23 protein-coding genes are annotated in these 25,758 nt (G+C 46.4%); 15 read left to right on the forward strand and 8 right to left on the reverse strand.

Annotated features, from left to right (window positions below; all coding sequences use genetic code 11):
* Positions 1–240 precede the first annotated feature (240 nt).
* The 4 genes from helD to guaA all read left to right on the forward strand — a co-directional run bounded on the left by helD (position 241) and on the right by guaA (position 6,015).
* On the forward strand, positions 241–2,538 hold the full coding sequence (gene helD / locus V8I28_RS04870) for an RNA polymerase recycling motor HelD (protein ID WP_341778989.1): 2,298 nt from the start codon (positions 241–243) through the stop codon (positions 2,536–2,538).
* Positions 2,539–2,806: 268 nt separating this feature from the next.
* Entirely contained in the window at positions 2,807–3,730 is a 924-nt protein-coding gene (gene coaA / locus V8I28_RS04875; protein WP_341778990.1) for a type I pantothenate kinase, read from the forward strand.
* Positions 3,731–3,741: 11 nt separating this feature from the next.
* A complete protein-coding gene (locus tag V8I28_RS04880; protein WP_341778991.1) occupies positions 3,742–4,332 on the forward strand; it encodes a hypothetical protein in 591 nt (196 codons plus the stop codon).
* Between the two features lie 141 nt (positions 4,333–4,473).
* The gene (gene guaA, locus V8I28_RS04885) at positions 4,474–6,015 is read left to right on the forward strand and encodes a glutamine-hydrolyzing GMP synthase (RefSeq protein ID WP_445928182.1); all 1,542 of its coding nucleotides are present in this window, start codon (positions 4,474–4,476) and stop codon (positions 6,013–6,015) included.
* Between the two features lie 155 nt (positions 6,016–6,170).
* On the opposite strand, the gene V8I28_RS04890 is transcribed toward guaA, so the two are convergent.
* Entirely contained in the window at positions 6,171–6,524 is a 354-nt protein-coding gene (locus tag V8I28_RS04890) for a helix-turn-helix domain-containing protein (protein WP_167850142.1), read from the reverse strand.
* 172 nt (positions 6,525–6,696) lie between these two features.
* On the opposite strand from V8I28_RS04890, the gene V8I28_RS04895 reads away from it, so the two are divergent.
* The gene (locus V8I28_RS04895; RefSeq protein WP_341778993.1) at positions 6,697–7,653 is read left to right on the forward strand and encodes a CAP domain-containing protein; all 957 of its coding nucleotides are present in this window, start codon (positions 6,697–6,699) and stop codon (positions 7,651–7,653) included.
* 257 nt (positions 7,654–7,910) lie between these two features.
* Here V8I28_RS04895 and V8I28_RS04900 read toward each other — a convergent pair whose 3' ends face one another.
* Positions 7,911–8,486, reverse strand: a complete 576-nt coding sequence (locus V8I28_RS04900; RefSeq protein ID WP_135367609.1) for a hypothetical protein — start codon at positions 8,484–8,486, stop codon at positions 7,911–7,913.
* 136 nt (positions 8,487–8,622) lie between these two features.
* On the opposite strand from V8I28_RS04900, the gene V8I28_RS04905 reads away from it, so the two are divergent.
* From V8I28_RS04905 to V8I28_RS04930, 6 genes are all read left to right on the forward strand, one after another.
* Positions 8,623–9,003: a hypothetical protein gene (locus V8I28_RS04905; protein ID WP_135367608.1), complete on the forward strand. Its 381-nt coding sequence runs from the start codon at positions 8,623–8,625 to the stop codon at positions 9,001–9,003.
* A 1-nt stretch (position 9,004) separates the two neighbouring features.
* Entirely contained in the window at positions 9,005–10,075 is a 1,071-nt protein-coding gene (locus V8I28_RS04910; protein WP_135367607.1) for a cell division protein FtsK, read from the forward strand.
* Between the two features lie 2 nt (positions 10,076–10,077).
* A complete protein-coding gene (locus V8I28_RS04915; RefSeq protein WP_135367606.1) occupies positions 10,078–10,641 on the forward strand; it encodes a hypothetical protein in 564 nt (187 codons plus the stop codon).
* Positions 10,642–10,845: 204 nt separating this feature from the next.
* Positions 10,846–11,994 (forward strand): Rep family protein, encoded by a 1,149-nt coding sequence (locus tag V8I28_RS04920; RefSeq protein WP_341778994.1) that lies wholly within the window; start codon positions 10,846–10,848, stop codon positions 11,992–11,994.
* Between the two features lie 258 nt (positions 11,995–12,252).
* Complete coding sequence (locus tag V8I28_RS04925; RefSeq protein WP_404819915.1) at positions 12,253–12,462, forward strand: DUF3173 family protein; 210 nt, start codon at positions 12,253–12,255, stop codon at positions 12,460–12,462.
* The gene (locus V8I28_RS04930) at positions 12,449–13,705 is read left to right on the forward strand and encodes a tyrosine-type recombinase/integrase (protein ID WP_318531298.1); all 1,257 of its coding nucleotides are present in this window, start codon (positions 12,449–12,451) and stop codon (positions 13,703–13,705) included. The genes V8I28_RS04925 and V8I28_RS04930 overlap by 14 nt, the downstream gene beginning before the upstream one ends.
* Before the next feature lie 219 nt (positions 13,706–13,924).
* Here V8I28_RS04930 and V8I28_RS13105 read toward each other — a convergent pair whose 3' ends face one another.
* The 6 genes from V8I28_RS13105 to V8I28_RS04955 all read right to left on the reverse strand — a co-directional run bounded on the left by V8I28_RS13105 (position 13,925) and on the right by V8I28_RS04955 (position 19,597).
* Positions 13,925–14,026, reverse strand: a complete 102-nt coding sequence (locus V8I28_RS13105) for an IS3 family transposase (protein WP_445928183.1) — start codon at positions 14,024–14,026, stop codon at positions 13,925–13,927.
* A 418-nt stretch (positions 14,027–14,444) separates the two neighbouring features.
* On the reverse strand, positions 14,445–14,675 hold the full coding sequence (locus V8I28_RS04935) for a helix-turn-helix domain-containing protein (protein WP_341778995.1): 231 nt from the start codon (positions 14,673–14,675) through the stop codon (positions 14,445–14,447).
* Between the two features lie 58 nt (positions 14,676–14,733).
* Positions 14,734–15,078 (reverse strand): hypothetical protein, encoded by a 345-nt coding sequence (locus tag V8I28_RS04940; RefSeq protein ID WP_341778996.1) that lies wholly within the window; start codon positions 15,076–15,078, stop codon positions 14,734–14,736.
* A 204-nt stretch (positions 15,079–15,282) separates the two neighbouring features.
* Entirely contained in the window at positions 15,283–15,792 is a 510-nt protein-coding gene (locus V8I28_RS04945) for a hypothetical protein (protein ID WP_341778997.1), read from the reverse strand.
* 372 nt (positions 15,793–16,164) lie between these two features.
* Entirely contained in the window at positions 16,165–18,882 is a 2,718-nt protein-coding gene (locus tag V8I28_RS04950; RefSeq protein ID WP_341778998.1) for an FtsX-like permease family protein, read from the reverse strand.
* A gap of 10 nt (positions 18,883–18,892) precedes the next feature.
* The gene (locus V8I28_RS04955; protein WP_135367601.1) at positions 18,893–19,597 is read right to left on the reverse strand and encodes an ABC transporter ATP-binding protein; all 705 of its coding nucleotides are present in this window, start codon (positions 19,595–19,597) and stop codon (positions 18,893–18,895) included.
* Positions 19,598–19,725: 128 nt separating this feature from the next.
* On the opposite strand from V8I28_RS04955, the gene V8I28_RS04960 reads away from it, so the two are divergent.
* The 4 genes from V8I28_RS04960 to V8I28_RS04975 all read left to right on the forward strand — a co-directional run bounded on the left by V8I28_RS04960 (position 19,726) and on the right by V8I28_RS04975 (position 25,576).
* On the forward strand, positions 19,726–20,337 hold the full coding sequence (locus V8I28_RS04960; protein WP_341778999.1) for a TetR/AcrR family transcriptional regulator: 612 nt from the start codon (positions 19,726–19,728) through the stop codon (positions 20,335–20,337).
* Positions 20,338–20,851: 514 nt separating this feature from the next.
* Positions 20,852–21,382 (forward strand): hypothetical protein, encoded by a 531-nt coding sequence (locus V8I28_RS04965; RefSeq protein ID WP_341779000.1) that lies wholly within the window; start codon positions 20,852–20,854, stop codon positions 21,380–21,382.
* Positions 21,383–21,780: 398 nt separating this feature from the next.
* Positions 21,781–25,086 carry a mucin-binding protein gene (locus V8I28_RS04970; protein WP_341779001.1) on the forward strand — a complete coding sequence of 1,102 codons (3,306 nt, stop codon included), beginning with the start codon at positions 21,781–21,783 and terminating at the stop codon, positions 25,084–25,086.
* Between the two features lie 166 nt (positions 25,087–25,252).
* A complete protein-coding gene (locus tag V8I28_RS04975) occupies positions 25,253–25,576 on the forward strand; it encodes a hypothetical protein (RefSeq protein WP_341779002.1) in 324 nt (107 codons plus the stop codon).
* Positions 25,577–25,758: the final 182 nt, after the last annotated feature.

The following is a 25,758-nucleotide window of genomic DNA, read 5'->3' on the forward strand; positions in this document are numbered from 1 at the left end:
TGGTCCATGACGACTAACTGAATGGTGCCCAACTGGGTTAGCTGAGGGTGAGTCAGCGTTTTCAAGTTTTCAATCTTTAGGCGGTCACATTTCTTTATTTATAAGGGGATTAAGTGTAGAATTGAAAGTCGAATTATTACCACCTATCGGGTCACCACGGGGGAGCACGGGGATGCGGTGGGTGCTGATAATTGCTGATTTTGATGGTTGATTAGCCCATTAATTCGAGGAGGGATTGGCTTGCCAGATTCAATTAAGGCTCATGAGCAAAAACATTTAGATGCGGTGGTCGCGAAGATTAAAGTCGCGCAAACCGAGTCCAAGAAGCGGATCGATTCTGCCGAGGATGACGAGGCGGGTATTCGCAAGAACTTTGTCAATGACTTACGAATCAAGACAGACAGTTACGAAGGAATTTTGGAGACGGCACTCTCCGTTCGCCAGCAACAACAGATGTTGGCCGAACGGCAGAATAGCTGGCAACACGCCACCACGGAGCTGAGTACCCTAAAACGCCTAGAGAAGAAGGCCTACTTTGCCCGAATTGATTTTCAAGAGGGCGCGAAGGCCAAACCCGAAACCATTTACATCGGGCTGGGGTCCTTCTCCGATTCACCCGACCACTTTCTCATCTATGATTGGCGGGCACCCATCTCCAGCATCTACTATGATGGGGAGTTGGGAAACGTTAGCTATCAGACGCCGGACGGGGAACAGACCGTCGACGTACAATTAAAGCGGCAATTTCAAATCGAGGACGGCACCATCGTGACCCTCTACGACACTGATCAGACGGTGACCGACCAGATGCTGCTGTCGGCGTTGAGCGAGCACTCCGACACCAAGATGAAGAGCATCGTGACGACCATTCAAAAGGAACAGAACCGCATCATTCGGGATACCGGGTCCGACCTGCTATTCGTGCAGGGGGCCGCGGGTTCCGGAAAGACGGCGGCAATTTTACAACGGGTGGCCTACCTGCTATACCGTTACCGGGGGCATTTGACGGCCGGACAGGTCATGCTGTTCTCGCCGAACCAACTCTTTAACGACTATATCGACCAAGTGCTGCCCGAATTGGGTGAGCACAATATGGTCCAGATGACCTACTACCAGTACGCAGGGCGCCGCTTGCCCAAGATTGATGTGGAAACGTTGGCTCAACGCTTCGGCGAGTCGAATACGCCGGCCCAGCGTCGCGTCAACCGATTGAAGGGTAGCCTCGACTTCTTCGATGCCGTGACGGGCTATGCCGATCATCTGGAGAGTCGCGACATGGTCTTCCGTAATATTAAATTTAACGGGAAAGTCTTTATCCCGAAAGAAAAAATTCAAGAAATTTACTACAGCTTCAACCGCAACTATCACTTGGCTAACCGGTTGCAGGCGACCAAGGAAGCCCTGATTCGAATTCTCAACCGGCGGATTTCTAGCGAGATGCGGACCAAGTGGGTTGAAGAAAAGATTCAGGACCTCGACCGTGAACAACTGAACGCGTTGTACGGGGATGACCCGCGGGAATTCGAATCTGCCGATAAGGAGTTCCAATTCTTAGCACGAAAGGTGGTCATGCAGGCCTTTAGCCCGATTCGTAAGGCCATTGTGCGGGCCCGCTTTCTGAGTATCAATAACCAGTACGTCCACATGCTGCGTGATATTCCCAACCGGGTGGCGTTGCGGGACTATCACATCAGCGTTGCCGATTGGCAGGCTAGCGTGGAAGAGACCATCGAGAAGCTCAAGGACCACACCATGCAGCTGGTCGATACCACACCGTACCTCTACCTTTACGACAAGATGACCGGTAAGGAAGGCGAGCGGGACATGCGCTACGTCTTCTTGGATGAAATTCAGGACTACAACGCCTTTCAACTGGCCTTCCTGAAGTTTAGCTTCCCACGGGCACGGTTCACCATGCTGGGTGACCTGAACCAGGCCATCTTTACCAAGGAAAATAGCCGCACGTTGCTGCAAGAACTCAGTACGATGTTTGACCCGGACAAGACCAAGGTGGTCCAGTTGACCCAGTCGTACCGGTCCACGCAGCAGGTGACCGACTTCACCAAGCATATCTTGAAGAACGGGGAAGCCGTCACGGCCTTCGATCGTGAGGGAGAACTACCAACGTTGACGGTGGCGCCGGATGAGGCTGCGGCTCTGCAGCGGGTCATTCAACAGGTTAAACAAAACAACGCCGAGGACGAGACGACCGCCATCATTGGTAAGGACCTGGCGGATTGCCGGGTACTGACCGAACAGTTGCGTGATCAGGGCGTGGCCGTGACGCTGATTCAGTCGGAAAATCAACGCCTGGCGCCCGGGGTCATCGTGGTGCCGTCGTTCTTGGCCAAGGGACTGGAATTCGATGCCGTCATCGTTTGGCATGCTTCGGCCAGTCGCTATGGGGCGGATGATGAGCGGCAATTGCTTTACACCATCTGCTCGCGGGCGATGCACCGCTTGAGTCTCGTGGCGGTGGACGAGCCGTCACCACTCCTGAGCGACGTGCCAACCGATGAGTACGAGGTGCTGAGCTAGAAAAAACAAAAGCCGCCGCGTTCTGTGCTTGCGCCAATGGTTTGATGATCATTTAAATAAAAATGCCTATCGGAATAGTCATCCCCCCATTGACGTCGCGTCGATACGGGGGCAACGACGGGGGCTACTCTCTAGTGATGGGGAGTAGCCCCTTTTGGTATTTCTTAGGCGGAAAAGTTCCGCCATTTTTCTGGCAGAAGGACAAAAAAATGGGGCTCATCTGCGGTATAATGGGGCTAATTATTTCTGAAAAAGTTGAGGTGTCCCCATGTCAGATCCCATCAATTACAATGCCTTTACCCGTGCGCAGTGGCGGGCGTTTTCCGATGACGCGACGTTACCGTTAACCCAGGAAAGTCTGCGGCAGATTAAGGCCTTTAACGACCGGATTTCCCTGCAAGACGTTCAGGATATTTATATTCCGCTGATCCATCTGTTGCGACTGGAATTCGACCACTATCAGCAGTTGCAGCAGGATAAGGCGCGGTTTCTCCAGCGACCGCCGCACCGGGTGCCCTTCATCATTGGGATTGCCGGGAGCGTGGCGGTGGGGAAGAGTACCACGGCGCGGCTGCTTGAGGTCCTATTGAACCACTACTTCCAGGGGCAGCGAATCCAGCTGATCACGACCGACGGCTTCCTGTATAGCAACGAGGAACTGAAGAAACGCAATCTCATGGCGCGCAAGGGTTTTCCCGAAAGTTATGATATGGCCGGACTGATTCAATTTCTCAACGACGTGAAGGCCGGTAAGCCGTTGATTAAGGCGCCGGTGTACTCGCATAAAATCTATGATATTGTGCCGGAACAATTTGATTATATTGTGCACCCGGACGTGTTGATCGTGGAGGGGATTAATACCCTCCAATTGCCGACCAATGAGCAGATTTATGTGAGCGACTTTACCGACTTTTCACTGTACGTGGACGCCGACCCGGGGCTGATCGAGGATTGGTTTTTGGAACGGTTCGACTTGTTGTTGAACACGGCCTTTCAGGACCCCACGAACTACTATTATCCGTATGCGATCGGCGGGCACGACCAGGCGATTGCCAAGGCCAAGCAGGTGTGGCACGACATTGATTTGAAAAACCTGGAAGAGTACATCCTGCCCACTCGGAACCGGGCGGATATGATTATTCACAAGACGTTCCATCATCGAGTGGATCGGCTGTTGTTGCGGAAATATTAGGAGGTGGTCGAATGCTACGGGATGCAACCATCGTGGACGCCGATTCGGTGGCGATGCTGGTGCTTCACGAACTGGAACGCCGTCAGTTGCGCCGTTTGCGGCGGTTGAGTAAGGAACAGCTCTCCCAGTTACTCTTCGTCGGTTACCACCAGCCGCAGTTTCGTTACGGTTATCCGCAGGCACGAGTTTACCAGAATCAGGGGGTGGCCGTGGGCGTGGCGTATGGCTACCCGGCGGCGGTCGAACGAACGCTGGACAACCAGTGGTCGGCGCTGTTTGAACGCCTGCAGGTCGCGCCGCCCCAGCAGGTGGTCGTGACGCCGCGGGCCCGACCGGACGAGTGGTTCTTAGATATGCTGACGGTGCGGGGCCGTTACCGGGGCAAGACCTACCAGCAGAAATGGTTCGACGAGTGGCTGATGGGCGATGCGATCCACCGGGCCCGGCTGAGCGGGGCGTCGGCGATGGGCATGGACGTGCGCCCGGGCAGTGCGCTGGCCAAGTTGGCGGCCCAGTACGGTTTTGTCGCGGTCGAACGGCGGCGAATTGACCGGCAGACGACCTTTCATTTACGCTTGAACTTACAGGGCAACCGCTGGTAGCGGGAGTCCCACAACCAATTAACGGGTGAAGTAATTCTGCCGCTTTTCTGTTAGATTTAGATTGACCCGCGTTTCAGAAATCGGTATGATAGATACAATGTTGAGAAAGAAGAAAGGGTGAATGGCTTGGCAAACGTGGATATGTCCAAATTCGATAAGATTATCGTCTTGGACTTCGGAAGTCAATACAATCAATTGATTACGCGCCGGATTCGTGACATGGGCGTTTACTCCGAACTGAAGGCCCACACGATGAGTGCGGCCGACATTAAAGCTTGGGGTGCCAAGGGAATCATCTTCTCTGGTGGCCCGAATAGCGTGTACGACAGTAGTGCCTTTAACGTCGACCCAGAGATTTACAAGCTGGGGATTCCTATCTTGGGAATCTGTTATGGGATGCAACTGATGGCCTACGATCTGGCCGGTGGGAAAGTCGAAGCCGCCGATAACCGGGAATACGGGCGGGCAGAAATCACCGTATTGAGTGATGAAGCCAAGCTCTTTGCGGGCACGCCTAAGAAACAGACGGTGTGGATGAGTCACGGCGACTTGGTCACCCAAGTGCCGGACGGTTTTGAACGCGTGGCGACGAGCGAAAACTGCCCGATTTCTGCGATGCAAGACGTTGACCGGAACTTCTACGGTATCCAATTGCACGCGGAAGTTCGAAATACGGAATACGGCAACGAGATCTTGAAGCACTTTGCTTTTGATGTCTGCCACGCGGAAGCCAACTGGTCGATGGATGACTTCATCGACTTACAAATCGAACACACCCGTGAGACGGTCGGTGATAAGCGCGTCTTGCTCGGGTTGTCCGGTGGGGTCGACTCCTCCGTGGTCGGGGTGCTGTTGCACAAGGCCATTGGGACGCAATTGACCAGTATCTTCGTGGACCACGGTCTGTTGCGGAAAGGCGAAGCCAAGCAAGTCATGGATAGCCTGGAAGGCAAGTTCGGGCTGAACATCGTCAAGGTCGATGCCCAAGATCGTTTCTTGAGCAAGCTGGCCGGCGTGACCGAGCCCGAAAAGAAACGGAAGATCATCGGTAACGAGTTTATCCAAGTCTTTAACGATGAGGCCCAGAAGCTCGATGGCATCGACTTTTTGGCACAAGGTACGCTGTACACCGATGTCATTGAAAGTGGTACGGATACGGCGCAGACTATCAAGTCCCACCATAACGTGGGCGGGTTGCCGGAAGACATGCACTTCCAGTTGATTGAACCGTTGCGCTCTTTGTTCAAGGATGAAGCCCGTGAATTGGGTGAAAAGTTGGGGATGCCGAGCGAATTGGTTTGGCGTCAGCCGTTCCCAGGTCCTGGTTTAGGGATTCGGGTCTTAGGTGAAATCACCCCAGAGAAGTTGCAGATCGTCCGCGATAGTGACCTCATCCTGCGAGAAGAAATCAAGAAGGCCGGCCTCGACCGCGATATTTGGCAATACTTCACGGTCTTGCCAAACATCAAGAGTGTCGGCGTCATGGGGGATGGCCGGACCTACGACTACGCCGTGGGTATCCGCGCCGTGACCTCCATCGACGGCATGACCGCCGACTTCGCCCGCATTCCGTGGGACGTCTTACAGGCGATTTCCGTGCGGATCGTTAACGAAGTGGATCACGTAAACCGCATTCTGTATGATGTGACGAGTAAGCCGCCTTCGACGATTGAATGGGAATAATTCACATAAATAAATTGAGTTGTGAACGCCGATAAGACGGTGTTTTAAGGGGCTATACCTAGTCGAAATTGATTTAAAATCAAGTAGTTCCCTACCAAAATCCCTACCAGAAGTTTGATGGCGGGTGCTAAAAAAAGACAGATGCTAGAGTTATTCTAGTACCTGTCTTTTTTGTTTTGAGTGTTTTCGAGTATGTCTTCAAGTTGAACAACGGTACCCTCTAAATCATGAACTAGACGTAATAGTTTTTTTCGCTGAAAAGTAGTGTCATCATTATTAATTTTAGGTTCGGAACCAAAGTCAAAAAATTGTTGGTAACTAACGCCCAGCGCATGAATGATTTTCTCCAGAGTAGCGATTGTGAATCCCGTTTTAAAGTTTTCTATCCTGTTGATATACTTAATTGGCAAATCAGCTAATCCCGAGAGTTGGTCTTGAGACATCTTTCTTTGGTGACGAATATCTTTTATTCTTTTAACGACAAGTTCATTTAAACCTTTATTATTCATAGCGTCACCTCTTAAAGTAAAGTGTACGTAAAGTGAGAGAAAATAATAATGATTAAAAATGAACGTATACATTTATGAACTATTATGATAAAATTAATATTAGCTTTATTTGTATATGGGGTTAATGGTACAATTATCTTCGTATTAATGTTATACATAGGAGGAAATTATCATGTCAAAACTCACCAAATTAATCGCCATTATGGCCGCATCAGCTGGGGTCGCCGGGGGCATCATCACCACAACTAACCCCATCAACGCTTCGGCTGCCACTAAGTTCCGCTACTATAAGAACATCAAGAACCACACGTACAAAGTCGCCAACAAGAAGGCCGTTATCTACACCAACGGCAAAATTAAGCACAAGACCGGTGCCAAACTTGGCCAATACGGCAAGTACGTCACCGGCTACTACGCTTCTCACGTCACTGTGAACGGCCACAAGAAAGTTTACTACAAGTTTAAGACCGCTTCGGGCCATACGGGCTGGGTTTGGCACGGCTGGTTAAAGAAGGTCTCTAACAAGAAAGTCTCAGTTAACGCCAATTCTAATAAACCACTGACCGGTTCCGCTGCTGAAGCGGCTAACGGCTTTGGACCATCGGACTTTGAACGCTTATCCAAAGGCAAGCGTTTCAAGATGAACATCTCTGAATACCGCCAAGGCTTCTTAGACACCGTCAACGCCGAACGGGCTAAACGTGGGATTTCTGCCTTAAAACAAGACACGGGCTTAAACCAAGTCGCCATGCAACGAGATCTCGAATCTAACATCAACGGGTCCCATGAAACCGCTGACGGCCGATTCGCCGCCAAAGTCGAAGCCGAAAAAATCGGCATCCACTATGTTCATGCTGAAGTTCTTGGCATGAACAGTGTTAACATGATTTCTCATGGACTTAACGCCGATGAAGATATTGACCCCAACACTAAACTTAATACAGTCGTTGACTCCGCTTACAATGCTGGTAAAGCTATGGCCTTAGCTTACATCTATGATGATGCCGAAAGTAACTGGGGACACCGGGACGTCTTGCTTGACTCAGCTTACAATATTATCAGTATTGGTGCCCACGCGATTAGCGACAACACCGTTGCGACTAACGCCGCCGTCCTTGGCACCAAGTAAACACAAAATTTAACTAGGTATGACCTAACGCCTAAAAGCCCCTCAACATTTCTGTTGAGGGGCTTTTATTTACCGTTCGCTTAACCGCTTAGCCACGAACTAACGCTTAATGAAACCACTTGTTGTTCCCACCAGTCGTCGCAAACGTTGGCCGGGCAGCTGAGTGCTTGGCAGCTGGCGTCGCCGTTGAACCGGTCGTGCCACCGGTTGAGCCTAAGCCAGCCGTACCGTTGGAACCAGACGTACCGCCACCGTTGTTATTTATGCTCTATTTTTGGTTTTGAGTTTTTTGATTGATTTTTTTCTTTGAGCCATAGAAGGAACTCGTCGTAAGTATTACCGGGCATGAAAGTGTACGTACCATAAAATGGATTAGTTACCTTTACTATTGCGGCGCTATCAACGGTTGCTTGCAGGTCAGCAATCTGTTGTCCTGCCGACAAATCCAAAGAGTGAAGAGTACCGAGGAGAAAATCCGCTGAAGCTGATTTACCTTTTTCGGTGGCCTCTTTATTTAAATGGTTTTTGGCCTCTTGCAAGTCAACGGCATATTTTTCATCTTCATGTTCGAGTTGTTCAAGCGTTCCTACATAAGTTTTAAATCCGTTTAAGGTAATTCCAGAAGTCGTAGCTCGTTGACCGGGTACTCTAATGGATTCATTAAATGAGTTATGAAAAATAGCTTCTGTGTTCTTGAAGTCACGATTTATTCTTCGATAGGCCGATGCCCTAGATTCATGAAAATACTGCATGAGAGTTTTGACACCTACATACCGGTTACCATCTGTATCAATTATTAATGATTCGAAAATTTTGCGCTTGCTGTCTTGCATATCTGTAGCCTCCTATTTTTGATATTCTCAATTTAAATTAATATATAGGGATTCTATATCGTTTATGATACGGGACGTGTTAGACTTATGTCAAGGTGATATTCTCATCGCCTTTAATTAAAAGGAGGGATAAGTAATGTTACAATCCAACTCAAAATCGCAAGGAACACAGGAAGGTTATCGAGGCTACATGAAAGAAGAGACGGTATTTTGGGCGGGTATGAATCCAAACTTAGAGTTCAGATATGCGGGCGTAGCACCTGAACCAATCCAGACTTGGGACGAGGCAAGTCGCAAGTACGTGGACCCGATTGTGGGGTACCGATACCCCGTCGTGCAAGAGGCAAAGGGTGATGGTGCGAAAGTGTTCCGCCAAAATCCAGTGATGGTTCGGGTAGATGGCGCCCCAGTTAACCTTAGTTTCGGCGACTTGATTACATTCAGTGGAATGTTAGGCTATCGGAATAAGTCGTACAAATATAGTTTTCAGGCCGAGTCCGTTCAAAAGGTGAAGTAGTATGAAGCATCTTGGATTGGAGGAGACACGTACGTTACTGGTCCAGTCGCTAAATATGGGATTGGACATCAGGGGTGAGACAACATTCACCAATAGTTTCGACGTTATAGTCTCTGAAGATGGTTTCCAGTTTGTTCCACGTATCCCGGCTGGATATGTCCTGGATGATGCTCTATATCAACGAATATTCGGAATAGCTAGTGGTGCACTCTATCCGTACTACACAATGTTGAAACAGAATGGTGCTTATTTTGTTCCACTTCCTGAGAATAGCGTGCATACCGCCAGGGCTTTTTTCTTCCCGTGGCTGGAGGGCATTCCAACGCGACTGGACATTACTGACATGGAAAAATTCAAAAGTGGAATAGCGGAAGGGGTTCTTCCAGTCATGGCCAATTTAGCAATCAGCATTGGTGACATAGCGCATCTTGTCATTGCAGGGAACAGCGGAGCAGGGAAATCATATGCTCTAACTTATCTCCTTGAGATGATGAAGGAACAAACAACTCTAAAGATTGTTGATCCAAAAATGGATGCTCCAACTCGGTGGGCCGAGAAAAATGATGTTGACGTGTTAATACCGGATGGTGACCGGTCACAGAATGACTTTGTCAACCTTGTGTGTGATTTGTTGAGTGAAGCGTTGCAAGTTGTGCGAACACGACAATTGGCGTTGAAGGATAATGCTAGGTCGCAGTTTACACCATATATCCTGGTGATTGATGAGTTGCTAGCGTTGACTAGTTCGGTCTCAAAATCAATGAAGGATACCTTTTTTGGACTGCTAAGCCAAGTCGCACTTTTGGGTCGGGCTACTGGAGTTAAGCTAATCTTGTTGTCACAGCGTTTTGATGCTAATGCACTTCCGGTAGTTGTAAGAGAGCAGGCTAATGTAATGATTCAGCTTGGTAATGTGAATAGGAAGACGACTCAGTTTTTGCTTCCGGACCTTAGTAACCTCGATGGGATAGTCATTCCGCCTGGTAAAGGAACAGGCTTGATTCAAATAATTGACGGTAAACATCCAGCTAATGTGATGCCATTGCTGATGCCAACATACGGGGAGGTCTAGTTGTGAAACGAAAAAAAAGAATAAGGTTACTTAGTCAACTATATTTGGCGGTTGTCAATCTGGGATTATTGCCGTTGGTCTTACTCTTTGTTTTTATGATGAAAGAGCAACTCGAAAGTAATGGGATTTTGGTTACCTTAATTGGAGCACAAGCGGTACGAACGCAATACTTAATCTTATGGATAGTCTTCATGTATTTGGTTGTCTATCTTATGTACTATCTATTAAAAGGAATGTATCTCTTTGATTGGGAGTTAGTCAATCTGTTCAACTCTCTAAGAGCTACGTTCAATGTTCGCTACTCGCTTTTCCGTCAACCATCAAGATTAGACGCTGACCGAGTTGTTCGTGATTTTAATTTGGCTGTAAAACGAGCAACGTTGAGTATTTGGGATGACGTACTAGAGTTGGTAATCCCACTGCCTAGGACTGTAGGAGCACAAAAGATGTTTGACATGCAATCTGATGAACTACGTCAGCGGATAAGCTTAATGTTTCCCCAGTATGCCATGTCATCATTTGAGCAGGAGGGGATGACACTAGTCTTAGTTGGTTCACGTCATTAGGCAGAGGTGTCGTTATCATCAGCGGCGGCCTTGCTTGCCGTCAGGCAGAAGCAAGGCCGCCGCATAGCATCAATATAAACATCCAATATGTTCTCAAACTTATCTAATATCGGGTGGGAGAGGGCTTGTTATCCTCCCACCCCTTATCCGGACAAAATTCAGACTAAACACTGTACCATCAGTGTTTCGAGGGGGATTAAAATAATGAGCGAATTAAAGACGAGTGCGCCAATGTATGTTCAACAATTGTCTAGGTTGCCTTTTAGTGATGTCGGTGCCTTGCACACGCGGGTGAAGACTCTTCATGCTAAACGGTACGGCATTATTGTTCACGATAAAGATGTCGACAAGGATGGCAAGCCAGTGGCACCACATGTACATGTTATGATGCAGTTTGACTCGGCACAACGTATCAGTTCTCTTGCCAATAAGCTTAACGATTCGGAGCAGAACTTCGAAAGCATGACAAAGCAAAATCGAAAGAATGGTGCCAATAATGGTTTTGCGTATCTTACGCATCGGACTGATAATGCATCTGATCGGTATCAGTACGACTTTTCGGAAGTTATTGCCAATTTTGATTATTTAGAATTTATGCGTAAATTGGAAAAGCGAGTCAGAAGCCCGTCAGTCGAATCTGACCGCATCTTGGAAGAGCTTAAAGATGGTGAGCTTACTCTTTTAGAGGCGAAGAATGAGTTGTTGGAACTGGGACCCAAGGTGTACTCAAGCAAGGCTAGAGCAATGAGGGAAGTTAATGCCGCCGTTCAAGACATTAAAGCCGAAAGATGGCGAGATGAAATGCGCCAGCAGGGGAAGAGTATCAAGACGATTTGGCTCTATGGAGCCACTGGTACTGGTAAGACTCGATTCGCTGAAACTATTGGTGGCAAGCTTGACGCCCCAGGAGCATGCTTTATTACTGGAGGCTCTAATGACCTGTTCCAAGACTATTCCGGTCAGCACAATGTAGTGTTGGATGAGCTTCGTCCTAACGTATTGCAGTATGCTGACTTGTTGAAAATTCTTGACCCGTTCAATTACGACATGCGAACGGTATCACGCTACCATAATTTACAACTTCAGGCTGAACAAATAATTATTACCTCACCATACAGCCCAGCTGATTTCTTCGAGCGTCAAAAATTTGTTTCGACAATTGATGGCTTTGGTCAATTAAATCGACGTATTGCGTTAACTATTGAAGTGACACCCGATGGTTTGAACGAGGTCGAGTTTACTAAGGGTAGTTACGTAGTAATTAGCACTGAACCCAATCCGTATTACTCACCCGATGTTGCCGTGAACAAAATAGGATTAAATCAACTATTAACTGAATTGGGGGACAACTAAAATGTATTTTGGTGACGAAGACCTGGCTCAGGCACGTAAAGACTTAGCAAAGCATGCTGTTCTCAAGGAACTAATTAATGTGCAAAAATTGATTCAACGAGACTAACCGTAGTGGTAGTGCACAATAGCACGGAAAAAGTGGATACAAAAAGCGCTGCTAATTGCATAGCCGCAAGCAACGCCTCTGATAGTTCGAACTATCATAAACAGTATCGCATTTTCGTGCCGGCATGGAAGGGGCGAAGCATATTGAAATCAATGGTAAACGCCAGTGACCTTGAGGCAATAGGATTTAAGAGGTACCAAGCGCAAACAATTATACGTCAAGCAAAGTTACTTATGGTCAAGAAGGGATTTGGCTTGTATAATGGTAAACGACTAGGCGTAGTACCCTTGGATCCGGTCGAAAAAATTATTGGCGTCAAACTCGAGTTTAATGAGGACGATGATAATAATGGCAACGACTAAGTATCCAGGAGTCTATACTGGTAACGATGGTAGAATTTTTTATCGCGTGGAATTAGGGACAGACAAGGTAACAGGTAAACGCATCCAAAAGACCAAGCGGCGTTCTAAACAAGGGCAGCCATTCCGCTCTGCGCATGAGGCTTACAAAGAGCTGATGGCAGTCAAGAATCAGTATCTTGAACAGCGAGGGTATGCGAATTATAGGATTAGTTATCGCACATTTATGCATGACAACTATATTCCGTCCTATAAGGCTGATGTGGAGAAGAGCACGTATTCATCTCGTAAAAGCGTGTTTGAACACTTGGTCGATAGATTTGGGGATACTACGTTGAGGGATATAACAGTCCTTCAATGTGAGCAGTTTAGGAGCTACCTTTTAAGCGATAGTGGTTACTCACAAGGTTTCAGTCATTTAGTATATGGGAGCTTCCGAAAGAGCCTTGATTATGCCGTGCAAGTGGGTTTCTTGAGCGAGAATGTATCCAAGAAAACTAAGTCGGTTGCCAAAGGAAAGTCACAGGTTCCGATTTGGACAAAGTCTGAATTTGAGCAGGTAATTTCAAAAATTTATCTCCCCAATTACTATGAGCACTTCTGCTTCGTGATGTTATGGGTTTACTTTATGACGGGGTGCCGCGTAGGTGAAGGCCTTGCACTCCAATGGAGTGACGTTGATTTGAAGCGACAGAAATTGAAAATTCATCGAACCCTGGACATTAGGAATAAGATGGACTATGATTTGAAACCGTACACAAAGACTGAGAGTGGTATGCGGACTATTTCCATTGATGGGGATACGTGTAGCATCCTGTCTGAGTGGCAGAGGATTCAACGTAAGCGTGGCGTTAAGCATTTCGTCATCTCATATGATGATACGCCGACCATCCGATCTAGCGTGCAGAACATCATACGCAGGTATGCTGACATGGCTGGAGTACCACGTATCCAAGCGAAGGCACTTAGACATTCGCACGTTAGTTACTTGATTAATGAGTTTAATATTGATGTGTTGAGTATATCGCAACGATTAGGACACTCTAGCCCTGATATTACGTTGAAGTACTATGCACATCTTTGGCGAGGTAGTAACGAGAAGGTAGCCGAACAGCTAACCGGCAGTATTAATGTGATACCAGCTAAGAGAAGTAGTCTTAGCTTTACTGGTAACCAAGCGGTGAAAAATCCTATGCAAGGTCTATTCCCTACCAGTTCCCTACCAGACAAAGATTCGGTGGGTTAAAATGTTGATGTAGCAAGGATGGTAGAGGGCGTCGTTGATTGAATGGGAATAGTGAAGTGAGTGAAGTTGAAACCGGAATGTTGATTTGATAGCTTTTGAGTTGGTACAAAAAGACTAAGTTTAGTGGGTATTTAGATGGTTCCCCACCAAAATGCCCACCAAAAAAACACGACTGCCAGTTATGGTAATGAAGTGAAACCTTAAAGTTGGACACATAATTTAAGCTGCTTGCTGGATGGCGAGTTCCCGGTATTCTTCCGGGGACTTGCCATCCAGTTTTGTTTTGATTCGACGCTTGTTGTAAAAGTTAATTCCACTCAGTCATGGCTTGAATCAGGTCTTCCTTGTTCTTAAAGTGTTCATCCATAACTTCAACCTTCATAATGTGAAAGAATGACTCAACTGCCGCATTATCCAGGCAAGTTGTTTGCGTGACATGCTTTGAAATACGCGATGCTCTTTGAGTGTTTCTCGCCAGAATTTATGTTGATATTGGAACCCTTGATCCGTGTGGACGGTTGTTCGATACCCTAATCTGGGCAGTCCTTCTAAAGCTTCTCTAAGCGGTTTTAAAGCGAACTCCACTGTCTACTGATGTTGAAAGCTAATACTTCGCCTGAGAAGAGGTCAATAACCGGCTCTAAATAGACCCGTTCGCTTTGGCTCATGCTACCGTATCGAAATTCACTGACATCTGTAACGAGCTTTTGGTAAGGCCAATCGGTTTTGAATCTTCGGTTTAACCGATTAGTCGCAATTCCACCAACGGTTCCTTTGCATGAATTGTACTTACGTTCTTGCGATGTTTTAACTTCAATCCGTCCATACCGTACTTTTGGAAGCGACTAGCCCAAAGGAGAATGGTTCCCTCCTCACTGATTCGGTATTTCTTAGCTAGTGAAGTTGAGCCAATACCACTTAAATATTCAGTGGTGACTTTAATCCTAAAATCTAAATTAAGCTTAACCATAGTAAACCCCCAAGATTGGATTTTCTGTCCAACCTTGGGGGTTCACCTCAGAAAAGGCTTAATTGCCTTTCAGTTGTATATTAATTTCAACTTCTTCAACTTGCTGTTTTTCTTTCACCAACTCCTGCACAACGCTGGTATAGATTATGACTATGTCTTGCATTAAACTAAATACCTCATAAATAGTACATAGCTCCTCCATGTTGTGTGAAATGGCAAATTCATTACATTGTTTCAAAAGTTCAACTGTCTTTTCTTCGGTTTCATCATCAACGGAGTTATCTTCACTTAGAGTATAGTCGACAATATAACTGCCTAATGTGTCGAAAAGTTTCATTGCGAAAAGTTTCATGGCGAGTGGCGATTTCTTCATTGCATTGAGGGTAAAAATATTTACAGACATAACTTAAACCTCCATTTTTAATAGGCATTAGTAGCGAGCAACTATTCAAATTTTAAGGAACAATAGCGTGAGAAAGTTCATTACCTCCTTTATTTCTTCTCCAATTATTCCATAATATTACTCGATCTCACTTTTTCTGTCAATATTTTTTCTCCTTAAATTTGACAAAATAAAAAGAACTCTTTTTAGAGTTCTAAATGGTGGCTATAGTAAGTCATCTACTTCGAGTTTTGTTAAAAGTTCGTCAGTATATTTTTGTAAAATTTCTTTTATATCATCTGGTAACTCCTTAGCTAAGTATTCATCTAGAGTATCATTCACGACACTTTCGATTGAAACGATATCTTCATGTTGAATTTTGTAAATTGCCTGACGTAGAACAAACTTAATTGCGACACCAATAGTTACAGACCTTGCGTCAACGCTTTGTTTAATGATTGTTCTTAATTCGTCAATTTTAGAACCTGCACTATTTGATAATTGAAATTTGGGCCTTTGTGAACCAGAATTAATGTCGTATTTTTTTTCAATTTTTATTGGTAAAATAAGTGTTTTACTCCAATCTACCTTTTTCCAATCAACATAAGTATCTAAAATTGCTTTGGATAGTACATCACCTTTAGTAAAGTTAATGCCATTTTGTTTTTGATAGTGCTCTTTGAGCAACTCTAACATTTCAGCGGTTTCATAAGCTATCCTAACTTGCAATTCCATGCCATCATCTCCAATTTAGTTTTATCTTTCAGAAAGTGCATATATAAAAACCAGATAGTTTACAAAATTGTTAACTTTTGTACTGGTTTTAAGTCTTCGTTTCGCCACCCCAATTATATGCTTTTTTATTGAAAAATTGTAATTCGCCCATTTTTTGATATTCCTTTTGGCATGTAGACAGGTGAAAGTCAAAAGTAGAAATTAAACTAAATCTGGAATGAGTCGAATATTAGTGAAAATGGGCAAAATAAGACCGCCAAGCCGAGAGGGCTGAGCGGTTCATTGAGGATGTTCATCACAAATCTTCGGTTTCGTCGTTGGATGACGATACTAGTACTATTCGGCGGTCTTTACGCAACGAGAATCAGCAGACTAATCAACAGATTTAAGCGCTTCTAGCATATCCACGCTTTGAATCTTGCGGTTCATCATGAACATCACGACCAGAGAAAATACGATTGTTAAACCGACAGAAATGATAATGTTGATCCAAGTTAGGCCAGGTGCGACCATTGCTGTTGCAGGTGGGAGAAGCGCCATAATGTAAGCGTGAAAAGCGTATCCCACCCCAATGCCGACGATGATCCCCGCACCGGTTAAGATATTGGTTTCACGATAGATATACATCAGCACCTCCTTAGGGTAGAAGCCGAGCACTTTGAGTGTGGACAATTCGCGCACCCGCTCTGACACATTGATATTGGTTAGCGTGTATAACACGACCAGCGAGAGCAGCGAAGCACTAAGCACCAGGACAAGGATCAGGTTGTTCAGATTACTTAAGATGTTAGTGATTGTCTTCTTGGTTTCCTTAGACTGGACGGTTTGAACGGCCGCGGCTGTTCGGTTGAATTTGGCAGCAAAAGCATTCACAGATTTAGCAGTGGCATGTTTCAGCGTCACTAGATAGGCGTTAGCGGTGACGTTAGTGTCGTAAACCTGATTATAGTAGGCTTTGCTCATGTAGATGCCGTGCCCAGCATACATCTTGGTAATGCCGGCGACCTTTATTTTGTGACTGGTTCCATCAGTGTCTTTGATTGTGAATGTGTCGCCAACATTCACATTTTGAAGCTTGGCAAGTTTTTGTGATACGATTGCGCCATTCTTGCTAAGGGTCATCTTCTTATTGGTCTTGTAGTCTCGCAATTTGATATATTGATCAAGTTGCGAGGTTGAACTTGGGACAAGTAAAGAAATGTTTTCACGCGAGTTAGAGTCGCTACTTGTTGCGTAAACATTGGCAAAGTAAGCCGAGCTGTGCCGCTTGACGGTGTTGGCTTTGGTAATGCTCTCTTGAGCAGAGGTAACGTCACTTCTTTTAGCATTAGGATTGTACACGGCTACAAGATCGTACTGGCTAATTTGACTGAACTGGCGGTCAATAATTGTATTGAGCGAATCGCGGATGCCAAAGCCGGTGATCATTAGTGCAGTGGCCCCTGCCACCCCAATGATGGTCATGAGCATGCGACCCTTATAGCGGAATAGGTTACGAGCGGTGACTTTGTGGGAAAAACTCATTCTCTTCCAGATCGGTGTGATGCGTTCCAACAAAATTCGTGAACCACTGACGGGGGGCTTGGGCAACATGAGCTCGGCGGTGATTGTTTTTAGGGAAGCGTGTGCGGCCAGCCAAGAGGCCAGTACCGTCGAGAATAAAGCGATGGCGAAGCCGGCAGCAATGAATCCCGGATGTAGTGCTAGTTGGAGACTCGAGAAATTAAAGTTGGCGGTATACGCGCGGAAGATGATTTTAGGCAACACGAGTAGGCCGAGAATACTGCCAAACACCGTACCCGTAACCGCAGTGGTGATACTGTAAATGAGGAATTCGCGCATGACTTCGCCTTTGGTGTACCCAAGCGCGCGCAAGGTCCCCATTTCAATGCGCTTTTCCTCAACCATTCGCCGCATCGTGGTGAAGCTAACTAGAATAGCAATCAGGAAAAAGAACGCAGGGAAAGATTTGCCCAGCGCGTCAATGCGCTCTGCGTCTTCGCCGTAGTTGTTGTAGCCATCGTTGTAGTCGTTGCGGCTGGCGATGGTTAGGGACACATCATTGAGCTGACGCTTAGTAGCCTTCGCGTCGACTACTTTAGCCTTTGCGGTCTTGAGTGCTTGCTTTTGCTTCTTTAATGCCGTTTGCTGTTGATCCAGCGTTTTCTGTTTGGCTGTTAGGGTCGTAATGGCGCTTGAAGACTGAGCAGCCTTTGCTTGGGCCATTTGGGTGTTTAATTGCTTTTGGGCGGTAGCTAGCGTTGTGTCTGCGTTTGCGATTGTCGTTGTGTTCTTAGCAATGCGCGTCTTGGCATCGTTAATTTGTTGGGTTAGATCTTTGCGAAGACTTGCTACTCGCGCGCGATTGCGTTGGTTAAGCTTTCGTTGCAGTTTTGCCACTTGCTGGGTGGCATAGTGTTCATAGGCATTGGAATAGGCGGCACCTTTGACATTCGTAAATGCTAAGCGGGCAACGTTGGGCTTGCTGCTAGAAAAAGCCCCAGTGGTGGTATAGGCAAAACCGTATAAGGTACCGCTACCAAGACTTGTCGAACCGAGGTTGTCCTTTTTTAGATACTCTGTTGAGGTCGCAAAGCCAACGATGGTAAATGTTTTGTGTGTCAGCCCAGTACTCCCATTAGCCTTACCGGCGGCTACAGTAATATGATCACCGAGCTGGTATTGACCGCGGAGCTTGTCACTTAACACAATTTGTTTAGCAGTGGTTGCCTTGTGTCCTTTAGTGAGGGTCATTTTAGATAAAGTTTTAGGATTGCTTTGAATACGTAGCACGCGCTTGGTGTTCTTAATGACTGTGTCCGTTGTATGGCCAAATTCGGTCTTTTTGATGCCCGCAAGGTTTTCAATCGTCGTTCGATCTTTTGCGTTCAAGCTCACGGTTGATGTGACCTTAGCATCTGCAAGCTGCTCAGCGTTGTATGCGGTTTGCGCGGTTTTGCGCATATTTGGTCCAGTGACGTTCAACCCGATGAAGACGAAGACGCCCAGCATCAAGAGCGCTGATACCGAGATATACCTTGCAAGAGACATTTTGAATTCGCGCGCAATATTTTTGTTTAGCATTTTCATCAGTTATCACCTACCATTCTAATTCGGCAACCGGCGTTGGATTCTCATTGCGGGTGTCTGCTTTTACTTGGCCGTCAGCTATTTCGATGACATGATCAGCCATTGGTCGAATCATTGAATTATGGGTAACAATAATCACATTCTTATCGGACTTACGCGTGAAATCTTGAAATAATTGCAAAATCTTTTTGCCCGTGTGATAGTCCAGCGCGCCAGTTGGTTCATCAGCCAATAATAGATCAGGATTCTTCGCAATCGCGCGGGCAATCGCGACGCGTTGTTGTTCACCGCCTGAAAGTTGGGCGGGGAAGTTTTGGATACGTTTCTCTAGTCCGACAGCAGCCAAGGCTTCTTCGGCTGGCATGGCTTGATCTGCAATTTCGGCCGCTAATTCAACATTTTCAATCGTCGTTAAGTTTTGTACCAGGTTGTAGAACTGGAAAACAAAGCCGACCTGTTTGCGGCGATAAGTTGTTAAGCCACGTGAGTCGAGTTCACTAAGCTCAACGCCATTCACATTAACCGTGCCACTGGTCAGATGATCCATTCCGCCAAGTACGTTGAGTAACGTTGACTTGCCGGCGCCAGACGCACCGAGAATGATCGTTAGTTCACCGGGAGCAATTTCAAAGCTGATATTTTTGTTTGCGGTAACAGCGTGATCACCACTACCATAGGTTTTGGTTTCATTTTGTACTGAGATGAAAGATGTCATTGATTTTTTCCTCCAGTCGATTATAATGGACAACGTGTTAATCAAACTACACGATTATTAAAACACATAGATTGCTGAATTCTATGACCATTTATTTGAAAAGTGTCAATTAAACAGAGGAGGTTGACATGCCAACCCATCAAGAACAAATTGCACAGACTGATGCAGCTATCTTGAATGCATTGGTTACCGTGGGAAAAACGAAATCGCTAAACCAAATTACGGTGAGTGATTTAACCCGTCTTAGTCGTATTAGTCGCGGAACCTTTTATTTGCACTACCTTGATAAGGATGATTTGGTAACAAATGTTGAAAATAGTCTTTCTTCCAAGTTTCGGTTGATGTTAGATACTGGCATTGACGGGACGATGAACTATCAAGATTTGAGTTCCGGTCAACCGTATCCTGTGGTAGAAGATATTGTTGCTTTTGCGGCCGAGAACAAAGCAATTCTTAGCTTTCTTTTTGGCCCCAATGGTGATCCGGCTTTCGCAAACGCAATTACAGCTTTGCTTCAGAAATCAATTTTAAGCGAACTAAAGCGCGTCAAGGGGGCTGCAATATTTAGAAATGACTTGCCGCAAAAATATGCGTTGTGCATAGTCACTAACGCCATCATGTCAGTCATTCTTACCTGGCTGTCCAATGAGGATTCATTAACGCAAAGCGAACTTTCAAAAGTAATCATGCGAACCTTGTATCTGTCACCGTATGATGTGCTGGGTATCAAGGCGCAGTAACTGCCATCGTAAAGTCGTTGTGGTGCGCCAGTACCTTTGCGATGGGTACGGTTATGCGATTGTTGAATAACCTTTTTCTCAACAACGGATTGTCCAACCAAGTGCAATACTAATTGATTAAAAAGATCCATAGCGGGGACAATTCCTTAATGACCAAGAAAGCAAAGAAATCCCCACTATGGGCCATTGCCATCTTATTGTGAATGAACGGGGAAGCATTCTAGAACTTTTAGCCTATCTTCCAACCGTTAGTTGAATTTAATGACGATTGAACGACTGGCGGGAAATATGACAAAAGAGTGGGAATGTATTAAGAAAATCATATTGATATTTATTGTGTAATGTTAACGTTTTACGCATTGAATAATATTTTCTTATCTAGTATGCTGACTTGGGTAGGTTGATGGAACGAGATATAATCTAGCGGATTGCATCTTTCGTTCAGGCTTTTACCTATTCATATTCTTAGAATGTCGTTAACTAGTCAGCCGTTTTCATCGGAGGAGGCATACGGATGAAAAAAGAAAGCGTTATCGCTATAGGGGCCGTGTTGGTGGGGGTATTTAGTCTATCTTTTTCAGTCACTGAGCGTGCACAAGCACAAGCAATTCATCTTAACCGGGCGCCTAAAGTGCTTAAGGGCGTTTGGGAAACTAACGATCGCAAGTTGAAAGTACATAGTGATCCGCGCATTCATTACGTTGTTACGGATCTTTATGTCGCGAATAAGGAATTTCATTTAGAAGATTTTACGATGGACAAGCATAAAGAGAATTTATTCAACAGTGGGCCCTATGGTTCGTTCGCTAGAAAGCATCATAAATTAGCCTTTAGGAAGATTAGTAACCGGCATTATGTGATTACTGGCGACTATTCAGCGATGTCTGGCGAATATAAATCAGGATATCAGGTCTATTTATCTAAAAATCACCGATCGATGAAGGTTTACCGGTATGCCAAGATTAAACGCCCGGGGTATGTAAAGGGGCATCGTTATACCGTCGGCAATTTTCACAAGGTAAAAATAAGGTCGACAGCGGAGTGATAAAACTGTGATTTAGTTGAGCGTGATTATTAGCAAATGAATCATTTAGTGTGATAGGGTCTAGTCCTCAAGCCGTGAGTTGGTCTTGAGGACTTTTGTGTTGAGCATCAAATTCAGTAAATTTGGAATCCCCTAGACGGTTTATAAGACCGTACCAATTAATGAGTATATGTTATTAGTTAATAAGCTATGTTTAAAAATTACGCGTATTGGTAAGCTCACTAAAGCCTGTACTATCGGGGATAACAGTAACGCCGGGAAATGTTTTTGCACCATAAAACTTTATCATGTTGATTGTTTCTCACACTATGGCTATAATGGGTAATGACAACGATAAAAATAATGATTTCGCTGCTGTTTCGCCTGATTTTGGTCATAGTTAAAGAGGGGGACCAATCATGAGAAATATTGAACGTAAAACGCATTACAAGATGTACAAATCGCATCGGGGGTGGCTGGTAGCCGGGATTACGGTAACCAGTATGGCTGTCGGGATCATTGCGGGCCCACAGGCAACGCCAACCGCTCAGGCGGCCGATAACGCGCCGGTGACGGCAACGGACGGTAACAAGACCTCGGAGAGCCAGTCACAACAGGTAGTCTTGGAGTCATCGAAGAATGCCAGTGAGTCGACTGACAATGATGAAAGCGCTGGCACAAATAATTCTGTGGCTCCGTTGACGTCTGATGGCAGTTCCGTCAAGAAGTCCGGGGACACCGGTAGCGATGTTGGCGCTGATAATTCTGGCGCTAGCGATAACGGCGGGAGCGAAGGGACTGAGACGCGGGCCGCTAACGATGGCGTGAGCGCTGGTGATCAGAATTACGAGAACATTGGTAACGGTTCAAATAATACGTCAGATCAAACTGGCGAGACAACTGGTAGCGACCAGTTGAAGAAACAGGCTCGGACCGCGACGACGCCGTCCGTTTCCACCGGGATTACGGTTCAGAATCCGGATAATTTGACGGATAAGGTGACGGGACAGCCAGTGTTTCACGTCAGCAAGACCCAGCGGCTTCAATATACTTATGATCATACGGATGCTGACGGTGTAAGCACTGACTTGCGGGCCTATGACGGCTACAACGCCAAGTACCAAGCACAGGGGGCAGGCACCTGGTTGGGAGAGACCTACGCGACTAATATCGCTCAAGACGCCAAGGGAATGGATATGAACTCCCCACTCCAATATGCTGATGGGACCCATCCGCTATATATTGATGAATGGATGCCGGACTCTGGGCTCCAATACTTCATTTGGCAGAACAACTTTTCTAAAGAGTATGCGACGATTGCGGACTTTAGAAATAATTTCACGAAGGCAGAATTGGGGACCGTCACGAGTATTTCTTCCAATCAACTAATGCAATCTGTTGACGGCAAGCAAGCACAGTACACGAACTATTTTATTGCGCTCATGTCGATGACCACCTTGGAGGGTCTGCAGAACGCAACTAACTTGCAGAGCCTCAATCTCTATCCAGATGAGATTGTCAGTTTAAATACTTTTGGCAATGCGATGCAGTCTGGGAACCTCTGGGATATTCGCGCCCTGAGTGCGTTGGCCAATCTACAGCGTATTAATATCACCCTGTTTTCTGTAAATGATATTTCGGCGTTGAGCAATAAAGATAAATTGACTGAGGTTAACATGCCGTACAATCAAATCACTGATATCTCACCGTTGGCTACGGATAAAAACTTGGATATTAAGGAGGGCACCAGCCTATTTAATCAGCATGTTTTGCTAGCGCCAATCACGGTTAGTACCAAGCTGGGTAAAGGCCAAAGCACGACGACCGATGGCGTATTGACCTATACGACCCCATCGTTTATTGTTAAAGATTTAACCGCCAATAATCTACCAGTCAAGGGGTTTGATAACGCCGAGGGGACGCTTTATCCTTCTCTCTTTCCATCCAGTGCCGATGCAGGTAACGTCAATAGTAATACGCTATCCTGGTATAACTTATTAGCGGGGACGAGCGATGACTACGGAAGCCTCTCAACGACCTGGTCAGACACCAACAGCGACTTCGGTGGTTACATCGTCCAGCCATACGATTTAGCCGAAAATGTCGGTGATTTAAACGTCAATGTTCAGCTCTTACAGGCTGACGGGCAGCAGTTAAGCTTAGGACCGGCTACCTTGATTTCTGGCGAAGTCGGGTCGAGTGTCAACGTTCAGCAGAATGCGACGGTGATGACCTTATTAAATCAGCAAATTTCGAAGGGATACACGTTCTCCGGATTAATTTTAGATGGCACGGGTCTTTATTCAGATTATTTAGCCGGTAACGGTAAGGCCAACGCACAGAGATCTTGGACTGCCACGTTGAGCGATGATTCTCAGAACTGGACGATTCTGTTCTATAAAGATGTCATGCCGTGGACGATCTCCGTTGGCTATGGGATGAAAGATGCAGATGGCAACTACACGCCAATCACGAATGCGGATGGAACGCCCGTAACGGCCAATTACAAGGGAACGTCGACTGACAAGCTGGCGCTGACCGATTACGAAAAGGACTTTGACGATTACGTTTACGTTGGCGCCGAGACGAGTGCCGACGGTCAAAACTGGACCGACATTAGCCAAACGGCCGATATTCCTTACATCAGCGATACGCAAGCGGTGCGGATGGTTTACGCGCAAGCCAAACAGGCGACGGTCACCCTTAAGGACGCCACGACTGGCCAGACGATTCAGGTGTTGGACGCGACGACCAATCCCGAGCTGAAGGGTGCTATCGGGACTACGAGCACCTTTGATTCCAGTGCCGTCATTGCACCTGAACTGGCCAAGGGCTACCAGCTGGTCAGCGACACCACTAAGAATGCCGATGGCAGTAGTGCCATTGTCTTTACCCCGGACGGTAGTGGGGACCAAGCCTACACGATTACGTTAGCCCACGGTTTTCAAACGACCGTAAAGACGGTAAAGGAACAAATTAGCTACCAAGATCAACAACAGAAGCAGGTTGCCGCACCGGTCACCCAGACCATGGCGTTCGCAACCATCACGGATCAGGTCACGCGGGACGTGACGACCTACAGTAATGCCACGTCAGCGGAGGCCCCAGAACTAGACGTTACGGGTCAGCCGACCGATACGAATTGGGTCGTTTATCAAGACGGGGAGTCCGTGACGCTGGCCAGCGTGAAGAACCCAGCGATTACGGGGATGCATGTGGTGACCACGACCGATCCAGCCAACGACTTGACTCAGACGACGGCGCAAAGTGTGACGCCGGATAGTGCCGATTTGGCGATTGTGGTGACTTACGCGGTAGACAGCACGACTGGCGGTGGTGGCGATGTGACGCCGCCAACCACGCCGGAAACGCCGGAGGTACCAGGAACGCCGAATACGGATGGTGATGGCGCCCAGGTCGCTGATCAAGGAAACGGCGAAAAGCCAACTGGCGAGGTGCCGGACGATGCGACGACCAACCAGAAACCAACGGCCAAGCCCGGTGTCGTGGTTACGGTCGGTGGCCAGGCGGCACGGGTTCAGCCGGCAGTCGCTTCGAAGGCCACGGTTCACCGTGCGGTTACGCCGCTGAAGCAGGCCGCAACAGCTGAGCAACCGACGTTACCGCAAACTAACGATCAACAGGAACGGACTTGGACAATCGTTGGCCTGGCGCTGTTGGGGGCTGTTGCGGGTGTGTTTGGTTGGAAGAAACGAGAAGAATAGTTAAATGAATCATGAGAAAGTGCTAGTCGGGTGACCGGGTAGTGCTTTTTGTTTTCTTTGAGCGACGTAAATTGGTGAAGTGTTAATGAAAAGCCACGAGTCGGAGCTGTGGTATGCTTAAAACCAAAGCGGTTAGCTAAATTCAGTGAAGGTGAGGAGAGACTGTATGAGTCGTCATGAAGCATTTGAAGATTTGCCGCGGCGGAAACAAGAGATACTGGTGATGCCTGAAATTATTAAATCTTTGCGGAAGCTGATTTGGTCGCCAAATGCCAGCTATACGTGGAGCCAGTTGTGGCGTTTGAACGCGATGACTTCTTTAAGAATGTCGACTAATTCAATGATGACTCATTGTTCAAGACAATTGATTTTTAAACGATTGATGATCAGTATTAACGGAGATCTTACGAAAAATAACCCGGCAACCAATTATTTTGGCTGTCGGGCTATCCTGGATTTACCTTATTTCACATTAGAATCAATGTATTAGTAGCTGGTTAGTGGGAGAGGTCTTCTATTTACCAAAAAAGATTTGGCACTCCCTGTATTTCGTCGTAACTAGACCAGTTTATTTAACATTGACTAAAGGTTGAAAGTTAAAAAGTACAGTAAAAGCCCGGTACGCCGGGCTTTTACTGTATAAAAATAGACATGGATTGCTCCACGAGTATA

It is taken from the genome of Levilactobacillus sp. HBUAS70063, assembly GCF_038374745.1.
Taxonomy (GTDB): domain Bacteria; phylum Bacillota; class Bacilli; order Lactobacillales; family Lactobacillaceae; genus Levilactobacillus.